This is a genomic window from Paraburkholderia sp. SECH2 (assembly GCF_030464795.1).
Classification (GTDB): domain Bacteria; phylum Pseudomonadota; class Gammaproteobacteria; order Burkholderiales; family Burkholderiaceae; genus Paraburkholderia; species Paraburkholderia aspalathi.
In genome coordinates, this window is sequence record NZ_JALPRH010000002.1 from 1 (window position 1) to 17,210 (window position 17,210).

The window sequence follows — 17,210 nt, forward strand, 5'->3', positions numbered from 1 at the left end:
GAGCAACATCACGAACCAGATCAACAACGGCGAACTGGGCCTGGTGCAGCAGGATCAGACCACACGTGATCTGACGGTTGCGAGCGACAAGGACGGCACGCGCGTCAACTTCGCGGGCACCGCAGGTGCGCGTGAACTGGTCGGCGTCGCAGCCGGCACGACGAGCAACTCCGCAGTCAACGTTGGTCAGTTGAGTCCGGTTGTTGCGTCGCTCGGCGGCGGTGCGCAGGTCAATGCCGATGGTTCGGTCACCGGCCCGACGTACCACGTGCAAGGCGGCACGCAGAACACGGTCGGCGGCGCACTCGATTCGCTCGATAACGGTCTGTCGACGCTGCAGACGCAGATCAACAACGGCAGTATCGGCATGGTCACGCAAGATCAGACCTCGCGCGACATCCTTGTTGGTGCGGCTACGGACGGTCTGCGGGTCAATATGGCCGGCACAGCGGGCAACCGCGTCGTGACGGGAGTGGCGGCAGGTGCGGTCAATGCGTCAAGCAGCGATGCGGTGAACGGCGCGCAACTGCATGCAAACGCCCAGAGTACGGCAGACGCCTTGGGCGGCGGTTCGACCGTCAATGAGGACGGCACGATCTCAATGCCCACGTACAACGTGGGTGGCACGACCGTGAGCGGCGTCGGCGCAGCAATCACCAACATCGACGGTCGTGTAACGCAGAACACGTCGGACATCGCTAGCCTGCAGACTACCGTCGGCACGATGAGCGGCTCGGTGGCGAACGCGGTGTCGTATGACAGCGCGGCACACAACCAGGTGACGTTGGGCGGTTCGGCCAGCGCGCCGAAGGTGAAGCTGACCAATTTGCAGGACGGTGAACTGTCGGCGACGAGCTCAGATGCCGTAACTGGCTCGCAGCTGTGGAATACCAACCAGCAAGTGGCTAACCTGAACCAGGCGGTGCAGAACCAGCAGTCGACCGGCAGCAGCAGCATCGCGACTGACACAGGTGGTCCGGCAGCATCGGCGACCGGCAGCGGTTCGATGGCGATGGGCGGTGGCGCTCAGGCAAGTGGCGACAACTCGGTGGCACTCGGCGCAGGCTCGGTGGCAGATCAGGCCAACACGGTATCGGTGGGTTCGCCGGGCAACGAGCGCCGTATCACGAACGTCGCTGACGGCCAAGGCCCGACCGACGCCGTGAACATGCGTCAGTTCCAGCAGGGTATCGGCTCGGTCGCGCGTAACGCTTATAGCGGTGTTGCAGCCGCTACAGCGTTGACGATGATTCCGGACGTCGATCCGGGCAAGACGATCGCAGTCGGCGTTGGTACCGGCAACTACAAGGGCTATCAGGCTGTATCGTTGGGCATGTCGGCGCGTATCACCCAGAACCTGAAGATCAAGGCCGGTGCAGGGATCAGCTCGGCGGATACGACTTATGGCGTGGGTGCCGCGTACCAGTGGTAAGTGTCGTGTGATGGTTGCGGAAAGCGCTGCAGCTTAGGTGCTTTTCGTGAACCGGTCTTAGGTAGGTAGTAAAAAGGCGGGCTCTCTTCGGGGAGTCCGCCTTATTTTTTTGGTGCCGGTAACACGGCGCTCGTCAGACCCGATTGCATCGCACCGCGCTTGCGTCGCGATCAGAGCCAACAGGGTTTCGTGTTACGTCCTCGGATCGATCCTTCTGCGGTTGATCACTTCCTTCGCTTGCGCCAGCTTCTCGACCAGTTCCGGCCCGCGGCTCAACGCGACCCCCACTGCCAGAATATCGCCGATCGCCAGATGCGAAACGCGTGAGGTCATCGGCGAAAAAATATCCGTGTCTTCATCGACATTGGCGAACAAGCCGACCGTCGCCAGTCGCGCCAAAGGCGAATTGCCGTGCGTGATCGCAATCACCTTCGCGCCCGCCGCCAACGCAGACTTCACTGCGTCCACGATATCGCGCGTACGTCCGGTATTCGAGATCGCCACCACCACATCCCCTTCACCAAGCAGCGCCGCCGACATCAGAAACGTGTGCGGATCCGAATACGCAACGCTCGGCATGCCGAGGCGAAAAAACTTGTGCTGCACATCCAGCGCAGCAATACCCGAACCGCCCGCGCCGTAAAACTCAATGCGCCGCGCCTGCGCCAGCAGCGCGATCGCCGCCGCCACGCTATCTGACGACAAATTGTTGCGCACCTGGATCAGCGCGCCGATGGTCCGGTCGAGCACCTTCGCTGCGACGCCCGGCGTCGGCTCATCCGGCCGCACATCCCGGTAGACGGCCGGCACTTCCGCGGCTATGCCCTGCGCCAGCCGGATCTTGAACTCGCGGAAGCCCGAAAACCCCAGCGCATGACAGAACCGCGCGATGGTCGGCTGACTGACACCCGCGCGCGCGGCCACTTCGGTCATCGAGAGATCGAGTACCTCACGCGGTGCTTCGATCACGTAATCGGCCAGCTTGCGTTCTGACGGACGCAACTGATCGCGCATCTCTTCCACCTGGGACAGCATCATCGGAAAACTCGCACTATGCTGAAGAATGCGTGGACTATATCTGATTGCTGAAGAAGGTACAAAAACTACATATCGGGCCGTAGGTGTATTCCCTGGTTTTTGCCGCATACACCGCCAAAGCAAAGCCAGTAAGGCAATCCGGCCATTCAAAAATGTCGCAATGCAACAGGAGTCGCGATTGCGATCGTGTAGTTTTTCTACTAACATTGCGACGTCGACTGTTTCGACATCCCCGCGATACCTGCCTGGCATAGTGCGCCTACGCCTCACGCCAGCGACGAAGGAGCTCCGATGGTTTCCCCGCATTCGCAATTGTTGAAGGTCACGCAACGCGTGGTCGAGCGCAGCAAGCCCACTCGCGAGGCGTATCTGGCCCGTATCGAGCACGCCCAGGGCAAATTCCCGGCACGCGGCGCGCTCTCGTGTGCCAATCTGGCGCACGGGTTTGCTGGTCTTGAAGGCCACGACAAGCTCGTCATCAAGCAGATTCGCCAGCCGAACATCGGCATCGTGTCCTCCTACAACGAGATGTTGTCCGCGCACGCGCCGTACAAAAACTACCCGGACATCATCAAAGAAGCCGCGCGTGAAAACGGCGGCGTCGCGCAATTCGCGGGCGGTGTGCCGGCCATGTGCGACGGCGTCACGCAAGGCAACGCGGGCATGGAACTGTCGCTGTTCTCGCGTGAAGTGATCGCGATGAGCACCGCAGTGGCCCTCACGCACAACATGTTCGACGCGGCGCTGTGCCTCGGCATCTGCGACAAAATCGTGCCGGGCCTCCTGATCGGCGCGCTGCAATTCGGCCACCTGCCGACGATTTTCGTGCCGGCCGGCCCGATGGGCAGCGGCCTGTCGAATGACGACAAAGCCAAGACACGCCAGCTGTTTGCCACCGGCCAATGCGGCCGCGACGCGCTGCTCGAAGCAGAAGCCGCCGCGTATCACAGCCAGGGCACCTGCACGTTCTACGGCACGGCAAACAGCAACCAGATGCTGATGGAAGTGATGGGCCTGCATCTGCCGAGTTCGGCGTTCGTGCACCCGCATACGCCGCTGCGCGACGCATTGACCGCGCAGGCCGCACGCCGCGTGCTCGACCTGACGGTAGATCGCGGCAACTACATGCCGATCGGCCACGTGGTCGACGAAAAAGCGATCGTCAACGGCATCGTCGCGTTGCTGGCAACGGGCGGTTCGACCAATCACACGCTGCACCTCGTCGCAATCGCGCGCGCGGCCGGCATCGTGATCGACTGGGACGACTTCGACACGCTGTCACAAGCCGTGCCGCTGCTCGCCAAGATTTACCCGAACGGCAAGGCCGACGTGAACCACTTCCACGCCGCAGGCGGCGTCGCGTTCCTGGTTCGCAATCTGCTGGAAGGCGGCTTGCTGCACGAAGACGTGAACACCGTCGCGGGCAAGGGTCTCCATCACTACACCGAAGAGCCGAAGCTGCTCGACGGCAAGCTGCAATGGGTGCCGGGCACGGAAAAGAGCGAAGACACGGCGGTGCTGCGCGGCATCAAGGAACCGTTCCAGCCGGACGGTGGCTTGCGTCTGATGCAGGGCAAACTCGGCCGCGGCGTGATCAAGATTTCGGCGGTCGCAGCGCAGCATCGCAAGGTGAAGGCGCCAGCGATTGTGTTCGATTCGCAGGAAGCCGTGCAGGCGGCGTTCGACAACGGCGAACTCAAGCGTGATTTCATCGCCGTGGTGCGCTTCCAGGGCGCCCGCGCAAACGGCATGCCCGAACTGCATCGTTTGACGCCGTTGCTCGGTGTGTTGCAGGATCAAGGTTTTCACGTTGCACTGGTGACCGACGGACGCATGTCCGGCGCGTCGGGCAAAGTGCCGGCGGTGATTCACCTGTCGCCGGAAGCCTTGCTGCAAGGCCCGATCGGCAAGGTTCGCACGGGCGACATGCTGGTGATCGATGCAGACGCAGGCGTGCTCGACATCGAAATCGATGCAGCCGAATGGGCGGCGCGGCCGGAAGCGTTGCCGCAGCATCAGGCGGAAAACGAAGTCGGCTTCGGCCGTGAACTGTTCGGCGTGTTTCGTGCGGCGGCAGCGCCGGCGGAGCAGGGCGCCTCGGTGTTCGGTCCGATGGTGGGCGAGCACGGCGGACACAAGAAAGCACACTCAAGCACCACTCAAGCCAGCCACGAGCTGCAGAAACAAGGAGTCTGACTATGACGGCGAAAACAGTAAGCGATATCGTGCGCCTCGGCCCGGTGATTCCGGTGCTCGCGTTCGACTCGGTCGAACAGGGCGAAAACGTGTCGCGCGCGCTGCATGCGGGCGGCGTGAAGGTGCTCGAAATCACGCTGCGCACGGCTGCGGGGCTCGGCGCGATCGAACGCGCGAGCCAGCTGTCCGAAGACATCGTGGTTGGAGTCGGCACGATCACGAAGCCCGAGCATTGTTTTCAGGCGAAGAAAGCGGGCGCGCAATTCGGCGTGTCGCCAGGTCTGACGAAAGACATGCACAAGGCAGCCCAGGATGCGGGTTTGCCGCTGCTGCCGGGTGTCATGACGCCGAGCGACATTATCGCGGCGCTCGAACTCGGCTACGAAATCGTCAAGTTCTTCCCGGCGCAGCAAGCCGGCGGTATCCCGATGCTGCAGGCGTTTTACGGCCCGTTCCCGACGTTGAAATTCTGCCCGACTGGCGGCATCACGGCCGAAAGCGCCATCAACTTCTTGGCCCAACCGAATGTGGTGTGCGTGGGCGGATCGTGGTTGACGCCGAAGGCCGCACTTGCCGCGCAAAACTGGGATGAAGTTACGCGTCTCGCACGTGCCGCCAGCGAGCTGGCCGCGCCTGCCCATTGAGTTGAAACGGCCCGTACTTTAGTCCAGTAACCAGGTCCTACACAAAGGAGCCTCGTCGAAACAGCCTGTCAGGCTGTCGCGCCGAGGCTCCTTTGCGATGTGCGTGCCGGATTCACGCGCTTTTAAAGACAACAAACAGTAAAATTCAGCGTCCGCGCGGCTTGCCGGGTTTTCAGGCACCGCTCGAGGTCGCCGTGAGACAGGTGCCAGCTGTGTTCCGCACCAACAATCAATAACGCAAAGGAGGAGCTTCATGGAAGCTGTCCACGGCAGCACGCTGCTGGTCTTCGCGGTGATCGCCATCGCACTTCTGATCCTGCTGATCACCCGCTACAAGGTTTACCCGTTCCTCGTCCTGATCATCGTTTCGCTGCTGTTGGGTCTCGCATCCGGCATGCCGATCGGCACGATCGTCAAATCGTTCGAAACCGGCAACGGCAACACGCTCGGCCACATTGCGATCGTGGTCGGCCTCGGCACCATGCTCGGCAAAATGATGGCCGAATCGGGCGGCGCCGAGCGCATTGCGACCACACTGATCGACAAGTTCGGCGAGAAGCATATTCACTGGGCGATGATGGTCGTGGCGATCATTGTCGGTTTGCCGGTGTTTTTTGAAGTCGGCTTCGTGCTGTTGATTCCGATTGCGTTCAACGTCGCCAAACGCACCAACAAGTCGCTACTGCTGGTCGGCCTGCCGATGGTTGCGGGCCTGTCCGTCGTGCACGGTCTGATTCCGCCGCACCCGGCCGCGATGCTCGCGGTGCAGGCGTATCACGCCGACATCGGCAAGACGATTGCGTACGGGCTGATCGTGGGCGTGCCGACGGCGATCGTCGCTGGTCCGCTGTTCGCACTGTTGATCAGCCGTTACATCAAGCTGCCGGAGAACAATCCGCTCGCCGCGCAATTCCTCGGCCACGGTGACGACGCGCAGAATAACGCGAGGAGCGCGGCGCCGAAGCGCGAGTTGCCGAGCTTCGGCATCACGTTGTTCACGATTCTGCTGCCGGTGATTCTGATGCTGGTCGGCAGCTGGGCCGACCTCGTGTTTACGCCGAAGACGTTGGCGAACGACCTGCTGCGTTTCGTCGGCAACTCGGACGTCGCGCTGTTGATCGCCGTGCTGGTCAGCTTCTGGACCTTCGGCGCGAGCCGCGGCTTCAATCGTGAGCAGATCCAGAAGTTCTGCGGCGAATGTCTGGCGCCGATCGCGGGCATCACGCTGATCGTGGGCGCGGGCGGCGGCTTCGGGCGCGTGCTGATGGATAGCGGCATCTCGAAGGAAATCGTCAACGTGGCAACGGCCATGCATCTGTCGCCGCTGCTGTTCGGCTGGCTGGTGGCCGCGCTGATTCGTCTGGCTACGGGTTCGGCAACCGTTGCGATGACGACGGCCTGCGGCATCGTTGCGCCGATCGCTTCGGCGAGCGGCGTGCAGGTCACGCCGGAATTGCTGGTGCTCGCCACCGGTTCGGGCTCGCTGATTTTCTCGCATGTGAATGACGGCGGTTTCTGGCTGATCAAGGAATACTTCGGTATGACGGTGGGGCAGACCTTCAAGACGTGGTCGCTCCTCGAAACCGTTATTTCCCTGATGGGCTTGGGTTTGACTTTCGCGCTCGCGACGGTCGTGTAAGGAGTTTTTGATGATTTTGATCGCAATGGGCGTGTCGGGCGCCGGCAAAACGAGGATTGGCGAAATGCTGGCGGAACGCCTGCACTGCGCATTCACCGACGGCGACGCGTTTCACAGCGCCGCCAACAAGGAGAAAATGCACCACGGCATTCCGCTGACCGACGAAGACCGTTGGCCGTGGTTGCAAACCATCCGTGTCGCGATCGAAGAGAAGCAGCGGGCGGGCGAGAAGGCGGTGTTCACGTGCTCGTCGCTGAAGCGCTCATACCGCGATGTTCTGCGCGGCGGGAGCAACGGCGATAAGGACGTGTGTTTCGTCTATCTGAAGGGTTCGTTCGAGGTGCTGCGCGAGCGGCTGACCACGCGCACTGGCCACTTCTTCGATCCGTCGCTGCTGCAGAGTCAGCTCGATACGCTCGAAGAGCCGGGTCCGGATGAAGCGATCACGGTGAGCATCGAGTTGTCGCCAGAGGCGATCGTCGACGAGGTGTTGAGGCAGATGACGGAGCGGTGAGGTTTTAGTTAAACCCGCTGACGTTGCACGATGAAAAAAAGGCGCTCACGTTTGTGAGCGCCTTTTTTATGGCCGAAGCTGCAAGGCAGTGACTGGGTCTTAAGCGATCCGCTTGGCCAGTTCGACTGCCTTGCCGATATACGAACCCGGCGTCATGGCGAGCAAACGATCCTTCGCATCTTGCGGAATCGCGAGACCGGTCACGAACGTTTGCAGCGCTTCACGCGTGATGCCCTTGCCGCGCGTCAGTTCCTTCAACTGCTCATACGGGTTCTCGATGCCGTAACGGCGCATCACCGTTTGCACCGGCTCGGCCAGCACTTCCCAGCAGTTGTCGAGGTCTTCGTTCAGACGCTGCGCGTTCACTTCGAGCTTGTCCAGACCGCGGATCAGCGAGTCGTACGCGAGCAGCGAGTAGCCGAACGCGACGCCCATATTGCGCAGCACCGTCGAGTCGGTCAGGTCGCGCTGCCAGCGCGAAATCGGCAGCTTGTCGGCGAGGTGGCGCAGCGTGGCGTTGGCGAGACCGAGATTGCCTTCCGAGTTTTCGAAGTCGATCGGATTGACCTTGTGCGGCATCGTCGACGAACCGATTTCGCCGGCCTTCGTGCGTTGCTTGAAGTAACCGACCGAGATGTAGCCCCACACGTCGCGGTCCAGATCTAGCAGGATCGTATTGGCGCGCGACACGGCGTCGAACAGTTCGGCCATGTAGTCATGCGGTTCGATCTGGATCGTGTACGGATTGAACGTGAGCTTCAGGCGCTGTTCGACGACTTCGCGCGAGAACGTTTCCCAGTCGAATTCCGGATATGCGGACAGGTGCGCATTGAAGTTGCCGACCGCGCCGTTCATCTTGCCCAGCAGCTCGACCTTGGCGATACGGTCGATCGCGCGTTCCAGACGTGCGGCGACGTTGGCGATTTCCTTGCCGAGCGTGGTCGGGCTGGCCGGCTGGCCGTGCGTGCGCGACAGCATCGGCTGTTCGGCTTGCGCGTGAGCCAGCGCAACGAGGCGCTGATACACCGAGCGCAGTGCCGGCAGGATCACGTGTTCACGCGCGCCGGCGAGCATCAGGCCGTGCGAGGTGTTGTTGATGTCTTCCGAGGTACAGGCGAAGTGGATGAACTCGCTCGCGCGTTCCAGCTCTTCCTGACCCTTCACCGATTCCTTCAGCCAGTACTCGACCGCTTTCACGTCGTGGTTCGTCACACGTTCGATGTCCTTGATGCGCGCGGCGTCGTGCGCGGTGAAGCGCTCGGCCAGTTGCAGCAGGAATTGTTCGGCGGCTTCGGAAAAGCGCGGCACTTCGGCGAAACCGGCGTGCGAGAGCGCGATCAGCCAGTGGATTTCAACCGTCACGCGATTGCGCATGAAAGCGGCTTCCGAGAGCCAGTCGCGCAGGGCTTCGGTTTTCGAGGCGTAACGGCCGTCGAGCGGCGAGAGCGCGTTCAGCGCGAAAAGGGTGTCGGGGCGGGTGTCGGACATGATGGGGGCCGGAGTCAAAGCGAGCGCTCAGCGAGCGGATCGGGAACGGAGGGAACCGCGAATTTTACCACTCAACCCGGCGGCACCACCCCGCGCCGCTAGAATGCTGACTTCCTCCCTCCCGCTGGCAGCAGGCTTCGCATGGAACTGAAATGGCTCGAAGACTTCGTTTCGCTCGCGGAAACGCGTAGTTTCAGCCGCTCGGCTGAACTGCGTCATGTCACGCAACCGGCGTTTTCGCGGCGGATTCAGGCGCTCGAAGCGTGGCTCGGCACCGAACTGATCGACCGTTCGGTTTATCCGACGCGACTAACTGCTGCCGGCCAGGTGTTCAACGAGCAGGCGCTCGCGATGCTGTCGCAGTTTCACGAGGCGCGCGCGCTACTGCGCGGCCATACGGCCACGCCGCAGGCGACCATCGAGTTCGCGGTGCCGCACACGTTGTCGCTCACTTACTTCCCGCGCTGGCTGCAGCGCATCGAAGCGCAGATGGGTCCGATTCACACCCGGCTGCGGGCGTTGAACGTGCACGATGCGGCGTTGTCGCTGGTGGAAGGCGGCTGCGATCTAATGATGGGCTACCACCATCCGAGTCATCCGGTCGCGCTCGATCCGGCGCGCTACGACATGCTCACGCTCGGCAACGAGCCGATCAGCCCGTTCTCCGCGCCGGGCCGAGCGGGCCGGGCGCGTCACACGTTGCCGGGTACCCCCGAGGCGCCCACGCCCTATCTGTCCTACACGCCAAACGCGTATCTGGGCCGCATGACCGAGGTGATCCTCGCCAACGCGCCGGAGCGCCTGTATCTCGACCGTTTGTACGAAACCGACATGGCCGAGGGGCTCAAGGCCATGGCGCTGGCCGGCCACGGCATCGCCTTCCTGCCACACAGCGCCGTAGAAGACGCAGTCGCCGACGGCAAGCTGATCCGGCTCGACCGCGCGACCCGCGGCACGCCTGAGGGGCAACTCACGCTAACCATGGAGATCCGGCTCTATCGCGACAAGCTCGTAGCGAAGATCGACGATGCGCGGCAGATACTCGTGCGGCAACTGTGGGATGTGGTGTCCGAGGAGATCGCCCAACGCGCAAGCGCGGCCTGAGAACCTGCTTCCCCACGACGCGAATTTGCGGCTTTTTGATGGTTATGCACAAAAAACATAATCGGATAATGAAACGGCATTGGATTTCAAAACGGCGTTTTTCGACAATGCTGTCACTCGATCAACGCCGGAGCGTTCATGTCATCCCAGCAACAAGCAGCACAATCCGCGTCAACGTTGCAGTCTGTTCCTTCCTACCTGAATAAAGATGACCTCGGCCCGTGGGGCAACTACCTGCGTCAGGTCGACCGTGTCGCGCCGTACCTCGGTTCGCTGTCCCGCTGGCTCGAAACCCTGAAGCGCCCGAAGCGCATTCTGATCGTCGATGTGCCTATCGAACTCGATAACGGCACGGTCGCGCACTTCGAAGGCTATCGCGTGCAGCACAACGTGTCGCGCGGTCCGGGTAAGGGCGGTGTGCGTTATCACCAGGACGTGACGCTGTCGGAAGTGATGGCGCTGTCGGCGTGGATGTCGGTGAAGAATGCTGCTGTGAACGTGCCGTACGGCGGTGCGAAGGGTGGTATCCGTGTCGATCCGCGTACGTTGTCGCGTGGTGAGCTGGAGCGCGTCACGCGCCGCTACACGAGCGAAATCGGCATCATTATCGGACCGAATACCGACATCCCCGCGCCGGACGTGAACACGAACGAGCAGATCATGGCGTGGATGATGGACACGTACTCGATGAACCAGGGCCAAACGGCTACGGGCGTCGTGACGGGCAAGCCGATCGCGCTGGGTGGTTCGCTGGGCCGCCGTGAAGCAACGGGCCGTGGCGTGTTCGTGGTGGCCTCCGAAGCTGCACGCCGTATTGGTGTCGACATCGAAGGCGCACGGATTGCCGTTCAGGGTTTCGGTAACGTCGGCGGCATCGCCGCACGCCTGTTCCAGGAAGCGGGCTCGAAGCTGGTCGCGGTGCAGGATCACACCGGCTCGCTGTACAAGTCGACCGGTATCGATGCTGTTGCGCTGGCGGATTACGTGGCGAAGAACGGTGGCGTGGGCGGTTTCCCGGAAGCCGACGCAGTCACGAACGAAGAATTCTGGACCGTCGAATCGGACATCCTGATTCCGGCCGCGCTGGAAAACCAGATCACCGAAAAGAACGCCGGCAAGATCAAGACGAAGATCGTCGTGGAAGGCGCCAACGGCCCGACCACCACGGCAGCGGACGACATTCTGCACGACCGCGGCATCCTCGTGATTCCGGACGTCGTGGCCAACGCCGGCGGCGTGACGGTGTCGTACTTCGAGTGGGTGCAGGACTTCTCGAGCTTCTTCTGGACGGAAGACGAGATCAACCAGCGTCTCGAGCGCGTCATGCGCGAAGCATTTGCCGCAGTGTGGCAAGTGTCGAGCGAGCAGAAGGTGTCCGTGCGGACTGCGGCGTTTATCGTCGCATGTAAGCGGATCCTCGAAGCGCGCGAATTGCGCGGACTGTACCCCTGATCGATTGGCTTGAAACGGCGGCCCGCCACCTCGCGGGCCGCTGCGAATCCTTGCTTTGACGTGGTCCACAAGACCGCGTGTTTCACCCGGCGGGCGGCATCCTATCGATGCCGCCCGCCTTTGCGTATCCGTCGTGTTTGCATTGCCCGGTTAAGCCCCCGTAATCTCGTAGCGGCGCGCGGGCGCAACAAACATGGTTTATAGCAATACTTTCAGAATAATTACTTTGCTAAACTGGCGCCGGTTCTTGCCAAGGAGATCACACATGAAGGTTAAAAAAGCTGCGCTGCTGCTCGCGACTCTCGGACTGTTTACGGTTGGCGCGCATGCGCAAGACGCTGGTACGCTCAAAAAGATCAAGGACACGGGTGTCATTTCGCTGGGGCACCGCGAATCGTCGATCCCGTTTTCGTATTACGACGACAAGCAGAATGTCATCGGCTACTCGCAGGAATTCGCGCTGAAGGTGGTGGAGGCGGTCAAGGCAAAGCTAAATATGCCTAACCTGAAGGTCAAGCTCACCCCGGTCACGTCGCAAAACCGTATTCCGCTGGTGCAAAACGGCACCGTCGACATGGAATGCGGCTCCACCACGAATAACACCGAGCGCCAGCAACAGGCTGCGTTCTCGAACACGATTTTCGTGATCGGCACGCGCCTGATGACCAAGAAAGACTCCGGCATCAAGGACTTCGCTGACCTGAAGGGCAAGACGGTCGTCACGACCGCCGGCACGACCTCCGAGCGCCTGCTTCGCAAGATGAATCAGGACAAGAGCATGGGCATGAACATCATCAGCGCGAAAGACCACGGCGAGTCGTTCCTGACGCTCTCCACCGGCCGCGCTGCTGCGTTCATGATGGACGACGCGCTGCTGGCTGGCGAACGCGCCAAGTCGAACAACCCGGGCGATTTCGTGATCGTCGGCACGCCGCAATCGCATGAAGCGTACGGCTGCATGATTCGCAAGAACGATCCGGAATTCAAGAAGGTTGTCGACGACGCGATCGCGAAGGTCGAAACCTCGGGCGAAGCCGATCAGATCTACAAGAAGTGGTTCGAATCGCCGATTCCGCCGAAGGGCCTGAACCTAGCCTTCCCGGAAAGCGATGACATCAAGGCGCTCTACAAGAGCCCGAATGACAAGGCAATCGATTAAACCTTAGCTGTTTTTTTGAAACGCTGAACGAAACGGAAGGGGCCACGCGCTTCTTCCGTTTCTTTTTGCTGGAGTCTTGGTCATGTCATATCACTGGAACTGGGGCATTCTGCTGAGTCCGGTCTCCACCGGCGAGCCGACCACCTATCTGGGCTGGCTGCTGTCCGGCTTCTGGGTGACGATTACCGTGTCGCTGTCGGCATGGGTGATCGCGCTGATCGTCGGTTCGTTGTTCGGTGTACTGCGCACGGTGCCGAACAAATGGGCGTCGGGTATCGGCACGCTCTATGTCGCGATCTTCCGCAACATCCCGCTGATCGTGCAGTTCTTTATCTGGTATCTGGTGATACCGGAGTTGCTGCCCGCGTCGATGGGGAACTGGTACAAGCAACTGCCGCCGGGCGCGCAGTTCTTCTCGTCATCGATCATCTGTCTCGGACTATTCACCGCCGCGCGCGTGTGCGAGCAGGTGCGCTCGGGTATCAACGCATTGCCGCGCGGCCAGCGCGCCGCGGGTCTGGCAATGGGTTTCACGCAATGGCAGACGTATCGCTACGTGCTGTTGCCGGTTGCGTACCGGATCATCGTGCCGCCGCTCACCTCCGAGTTTCTGAACATCTTCAAGAACTCGGCGGTTGCGTCGACCATCGGTTTGCTGGATCTGTCGGCCCAGGCGCGCCAACTGGTCGACTACACGTCGCAGACGTATGAGTCGTTCATCGCGGTCACGCTGGCCTATGTGCTGATCAATCTGGTCGTGATGCAACTGATGCGCTGGGTCGAAGCCAAGACCCGGTTGCCCGGCTATATCGGAGGTAAGTGATGCATCATTTCGACTGGAGCGGTATTCCGGGCGCACTGCCTACGCTGTGGACCGGCGCTATCGTCACCATCAAGATCACGCTGATCGCGATCGTGATCGGCATTGTCTGGGGCACCCTTCTCGCGATCATGAGGCTGTCGCCGATCAAGCCGTTCGAATGGTTTGCCAAGGCCTACGTGACGGTGTTCCGTTCGATCCCGCTGGTGATGGTGCTGCTGTGGTTCTTCCTGATCGTGCCGCAGGTGCTGCAGAACGTGCTGGGCTTGTCGCCGGATATCGACATTCGTCTGGCATCTGCGATGGTCGCTTTCTCGCTCTTTGAGGCGGCGTACTATTCGGAGATCATCCGCGCCGGCATTCAGGCGGTGCCGCGCGGGCAGGTCAACGCCGCGTTTGCGCTCGGCATGAGCTACCCGCAGGCGATGCGCCTCATCGTGCTGCCGCAGGCGTTCCGCGCGATGGTGCCGCTGCTGCTCACCCAAGGTATCGTGCTGTTTCAGGATACGTCGCTCGTCTACGTGATCAGCCTCGCCGACTTCTTCCGCACCGCCACGAATATTGGCGACCGTGACGGCACGAATGTTGAAATGGTACTGTTCGCGGGCGCGTGTTATTTCGTGATCTGCGTGATCGCGTCGAGCCTCGTCAAAGGTCTTCAGAAAAAGGTCGCAAGATGATCTCTATCAAGAATGTTTCGAAGTGGTACGGTCAGTTTCAAGTGCTGACGGACTGCACGACGGAAGTCAAAAAAGGTGAAGTGGTGGTGGTGTGCGGGCCGTCGGGCTCGGGCAAGTCCACGCTGATCAAAACCGTCAACGGCCTCGAGCCGTTCCAGAAGGGCGAGATCGTCATCAACGGCCAATCGCTGACCGACAAGAAAACCAACCTGTCGAAGTTGCGTGCGAAGGTCGGCATGGTGTTCCAGCACTTTGAGCTGTTCCCGCATCTGTCGATCGTGCAAAACCTGACGCTCGCACAGGTCAAGGTGCTCGGCCGCTCGAAGGACGAAGCCACGACCAAGGGCTACAAGCTGCTCGATCGCGTCGGCCTGCGTGCGCATGCGGACAAGTTTCCGGGGCAATTGTCGGGCGGTCAGCAGCAGCGCGTGGCGATTGCACGCGCGTTGTCGATGGACCCGATCGCGATGCTGTTCGACGAACCGACTTCCGCGCTCGATCCGGAAATGATCAATGAAGTGCTCGATGTGATGGTCGAACTCGCGCAGGAAGGCATGACGATGATGTGCGTCACGCACGAAATGGGCTTTGCCAAGAAGGTCGCGCACCGCGTGATCTTCATGGACAAGGGCTTGATCGTGGAAGACGACAGGAAGGAAGACTTCTTCGCGAATCCGAAGTCGGATCGCGCGAAGGATTTTCTGGCGAAGATCCTGCACTGAGGTTATTGCTGGGCCAAGTTGGTTGACGTGGCCCTTGCAGAAAAAAAGCCGCTTCGAAAGAAGCGGCTTTTTTGTGTCTGATGACGTTTCAGGCTTTCGCGAACGCCACCCAACCCGGGTCAGGATTCGAAAGCGGCGGTGTCGTCCGCGGCTTCGAGGTCGAGCTCGGCGGCTGTGGCCACCGCCTCAACCGAAGCCGCAATCGTAGTCGCCGAAGCCGACGCATCCAGCGCCGGATTAAGCAGCTTCTCCAGCACCGAAGCCGGCACCGGCACGTTAACCCGGCCGATCACTTCGCCATGCTGGAACATCAGCAGATCGCCCGGTTTGAAGGCGGTCCACACTTCGTTGTCGGTGAGCGGCTTGGTCGCAATCACGGCGACGCGGTCTTCCGGTGTCGTGTATTTGGCGAAATCGATCGACACGTCGGCATCGACCAGATGCGCGGTGGAGAACGGCCAGCGCCGCACGATGTAGTGCAGATGCGTCGAGCAATGCGCGAACAGCGCTTGGCCGTTCGACATCAGGAAATTGAACACGCCGAATTGCGTGATCTCGCGCGTGAGCGTTTCGAGCGCCGCGAACAGTTCTTCCAGCGGCGGCTGGCAGCCCGGAAAAGCCTTGCGCAAGCCTTGCAGCAACGCGCAGAAGGCGAGCTCGCTATCGGTTGTGCCGACGGGCTGATAGACGCCGTTGAGCGCCGGCGAATAATCTTTCAGGTCGCCGTTGTGCGCAAAGATCCAGTGACGCCCCCACAGTTCACGCATGAACGGATGGCAGTTTTCCAGCAGGATGTGCCCTTGCGTCGCCTTGCGAATATGCGCGATCGTATTCTTCGATTTGATCGGGTAGCGCTTGACCATCTCGGCGATCGGCGAGGTGGCCGACGATTGATGGTCGATGAACAGGCGGCAGGCTTTGTCTTCGAAGAAGGCGATGCCCCAGCCGTCCGCGTGGTGATCGGTGACGCCGCCGCGCGCCGCAAAGCCGGTGAACGAGAACGTGACGTCCGTCGGCGCGGCGCAGTTCATTCCGAGAAGTTGGCACATGTTGCGGGTAAGCCTGTGAACGGGGCGAGCCGTTACAATGATGATTTTCCAAGCATATCACCGAGCCAGAAGCGCCAAATAGCAAAATTGACGTGTGTTTAGGCTCCAGCGCTGCGAATTGCTGTGATTTGTACCGCTTCGAGCGCGCCGATTTGCTTTTTTTGCCGCCGAATCTCGTTCCCCTCTCGCCATGACCGCTTCCAACGCCTCCCTCGATTCCGTCGACACCATCGACTCCGTTACGCTCGCCCGCCCGGACGACTGGCACCTGCACGTTCGCGACGGCGAGATGCTCGCTGCTGTGCTGCCGGATACCGCGCGCCAGTTCGGCCGCGCGATCATCATGCCTAACCTGAAGCCGCCGGTCACCACGACCGCAATGGCGCATGCGTACCGCGAGCGCATCGTCGCGGCGATTCCGGAAGGCGCGAAGTTCGAACCGCTGATGACGCTGTACCTGACCGACAACACGCCGCCCGACGAAATCCGCCGCGCGCGCGAAAGCGGCTTTGTGCATGGCGTGAAGCTGTACCCGGCGGGTGCCACGACCAATTCGGACGCAGGCGTTACCGACATCATGAAGTGCGCCAAAACGCTCGAGGTGATGCAGGAAACCGGCATGCCGCTGCTGGTGCACGGCGAAGTGACGGATTCATCGATCGACCTGTTCGACCGCGAGAAGGTGTTCATCGACCGCGTGATGACGCCGCTGCGCCGCGCCTTTCCGGCGCTGAAGGTGGTGTTCGAGCACATCACCACGAAAGATGCAGTCGACTACATCCGCGAAGCCGGCGTGGCGCCGGGGCTGCTGGGCGCAACGATCACTGCGCACCATCTGCTGTACAACCGCAACGCGATCTTCCAGGGCGGCATTCGCCCGCATTACTACTGCCTGCCGGTGTTGAAGCGCGAGACGCATCGCGTGGCGCTGGTCGAGGCGGCGACCTCGGGCAATCCGCGATTCTTCCTCGGCACGGATAGCGCGCCGCATCCGAAGGGTTTGAAGGAGCACGCCTGTGGCTGCGCGGGTTGCTACACGGCACTGCATGCGCTCGAGCTCTACACGGAAGCGTTCGACAAAGCCGGCGCGCTGGACAAGCTCGAAGGTTTCGCCAGCTTCTTCGGCGCGGATTTCTACGGTCTGCCGCGCAGCGAAGAGAAAGTCACGCTGCGTCGCGAAGAATGGACGCTGCCGGCTGAATTGCCGGTCGGCGATACGCCTGTCGTGCCGCTGCGTGGCGGTGAGTCGATTGGCTGGCGCCTCGTCTGAGGT

General features: G+C 61.3%; 15 protein-coding genes. 12 read left to right on the plus strand and 3 right to left on the minus strand.

All coding sequences use genetic code 11. The features are described from left to right. Positions 1–1,432 (plus strand): YadA family autotransporter adhesin (locus M0D66_RS04325; protein ID WP_266209151.1); only part of this gene is annotated, 1,432 nt, incomplete at its 5' end. A 192-nt stretch (positions 1,433–1,624) separates the two neighbouring features. Here M0D66_RS04325 and M0D66_RS04330 read toward each other — a convergent pair. Next, positions 1,625–2,470 carry a MurR/RpiR family transcriptional regulator gene (locus M0D66_RS04330; protein WP_093635458.1) on the minus strand — a complete coding sequence of 282 codons (846 nt, stop codon included), beginning with the start codon at positions 2,468–2,470 and terminating at the stop codon, positions 1,625–1,627. Between the two features lie 291 nt (positions 2,471–2,761). Here M0D66_RS04330 and edd point away from each other — a divergent pair, with 291 nt between their 5' ends. The 4 genes from edd (at position 2,762) to M0D66_RS04350 (ending at position 7,463) form a co-directional block, all read left to right on the plus strand. Beyond that, a complete protein-coding gene (gene edd, locus M0D66_RS04335) occupies positions 2,762–4,666 on the plus strand; it encodes a phosphogluconate dehydratase (RefSeq protein WP_093635460.1) in 1,905 nt (634 codons plus the stop codon). A 2-nt stretch (positions 4,667–4,668) separates the two neighbouring features. Then, positions 4,669–5,310, plus strand: coding sequence for a bifunctional 4-hydroxy-2-oxoglutarate aldolase/2-dehydro-3-deoxy-phosphogluconate aldolase (eda, locus tag M0D66_RS04340; RefSeq protein ID WP_054034506.1), 642 nt, complete (start codon positions 4,669–4,671; stop codon positions 5,308–5,310). Positions 5,311–5,563: 253 nt separating this feature from the next. Further along, a complete protein-coding gene (locus tag M0D66_RS04345; protein ID WP_266209153.1) occupies positions 5,564–6,949 on the plus strand; it encodes a GntP family permease in 1,386 nt (461 codons plus the stop codon). 10 nt (positions 6,950–6,959) lie between these two features. After that, the gene (locus M0D66_RS04350; protein WP_093635466.1) at positions 6,960–7,463 is read left to right on the plus strand and encodes a gluconokinase; all 504 of its coding nucleotides are present in this window, start codon (positions 6,960–6,962) and stop codon (positions 7,461–7,463) included. A 99-nt stretch (positions 7,464–7,562) separates the two neighbouring features. Here the strand turns inward: M0D66_RS04350 and purB are convergent, their stop codons facing one another. Beyond that, on the minus strand, positions 7,563–8,951 hold the full coding sequence (purB, locus tag M0D66_RS04355; RefSeq protein ID WP_200618171.1) for an adenylosuccinate lyase: 1,389 nt from the start codon (positions 8,949–8,951) through the stop codon (positions 7,563–7,565). 141 nt (positions 8,952–9,092) lie between these two features. Between purB and M0D66_RS04360 the strand changes: the two genes are divergently transcribed. The 6 genes from M0D66_RS04360 (at position 9,093) to M0D66_RS04385 (ending at position 14,888) form a co-directional block, all read left to right on the plus strand. Next, positions 9,093–10,055: a LysR family transcriptional regulator gene (locus tag M0D66_RS04360; protein ID WP_266209154.1), complete on the plus strand. Its 963-nt coding sequence runs from the start codon at positions 9,093–9,095 to the stop codon at positions 10,053–10,055. 138 nt (positions 10,056–10,193) lie between these two features. After that, positions 10,194–11,507, plus strand: a complete 1,314-nt coding sequence (locus M0D66_RS04365) for a Glu/Leu/Phe/Val dehydrogenase (RefSeq protein ID WP_054034502.1) — start codon at positions 10,194–10,196, stop codon at positions 11,505–11,507. Between the two features lie 265 nt (positions 11,508–11,772). After that, positions 11,773–12,666 carry a glutamate/aspartate ABC transporter substrate-binding protein gene (locus M0D66_RS04370; protein ID WP_054034501.1) on the plus strand — a complete coding sequence of 298 codons (894 nt, stop codon included), beginning with the start codon at positions 11,773–11,775 and terminating at the stop codon, positions 12,664–12,666. A gap of 82 nt (positions 12,667–12,748) precedes the next feature. Next, positions 12,749–13,489 (plus strand): amino acid ABC transporter permease, encoded by a 741-nt coding sequence (locus M0D66_RS04375; protein WP_200618173.1) that lies wholly within the window; start codon positions 12,749–12,751, stop codon positions 13,487–13,489. Beyond that, positions 13,489–14,166 carry a glutamate/aspartate ABC transporter permease GltK gene (gltK, locus tag M0D66_RS04380; RefSeq protein WP_054034499.1) on the plus strand — a complete coding sequence of 226 codons (678 nt, stop codon included), beginning with the start codon at positions 13,489–13,491 and terminating at the stop codon, positions 14,164–14,166. The genes M0D66_RS04375 and gltK overlap by 1 nt, the downstream gene beginning before the upstream one ends. Then, complete coding sequence (locus M0D66_RS04385) at positions 14,163–14,888, plus strand: amino acid ABC transporter ATP-binding protein (protein WP_200565197.1); 726 nt, start codon at positions 14,163–14,165, stop codon at positions 14,886–14,888. The genes gltK and M0D66_RS04385 overlap by 4 nt, the downstream gene beginning before the upstream one ends. 119 nt (positions 14,889–15,007) lie before the next feature. Here M0D66_RS04385 and M0D66_RS04390 read toward each other — a convergent pair whose 3' ends face one another. After that, the gene (locus M0D66_RS04390; protein WP_200565196.1) at positions 15,008–15,937 is read right to left on the minus strand and encodes a class II glutamine amidotransferase; all 930 of its coding nucleotides are present in this window, start codon (positions 15,935–15,937) and stop codon (positions 15,008–15,010) included. Between the two features lie 190 nt (positions 15,938–16,127). Between M0D66_RS04390 and pyrC the strand changes: the two genes are divergently transcribed. Continuing rightward, positions 16,128–17,207, plus strand: coding sequence for a dihydroorotase (pyrC, locus tag M0D66_RS04395; protein WP_266209155.1), 1,080 nt, complete (start codon positions 16,128–16,130; stop codon positions 17,205–17,207). Positions 17,208–17,210 lie beyond the last annotated feature (3 nt).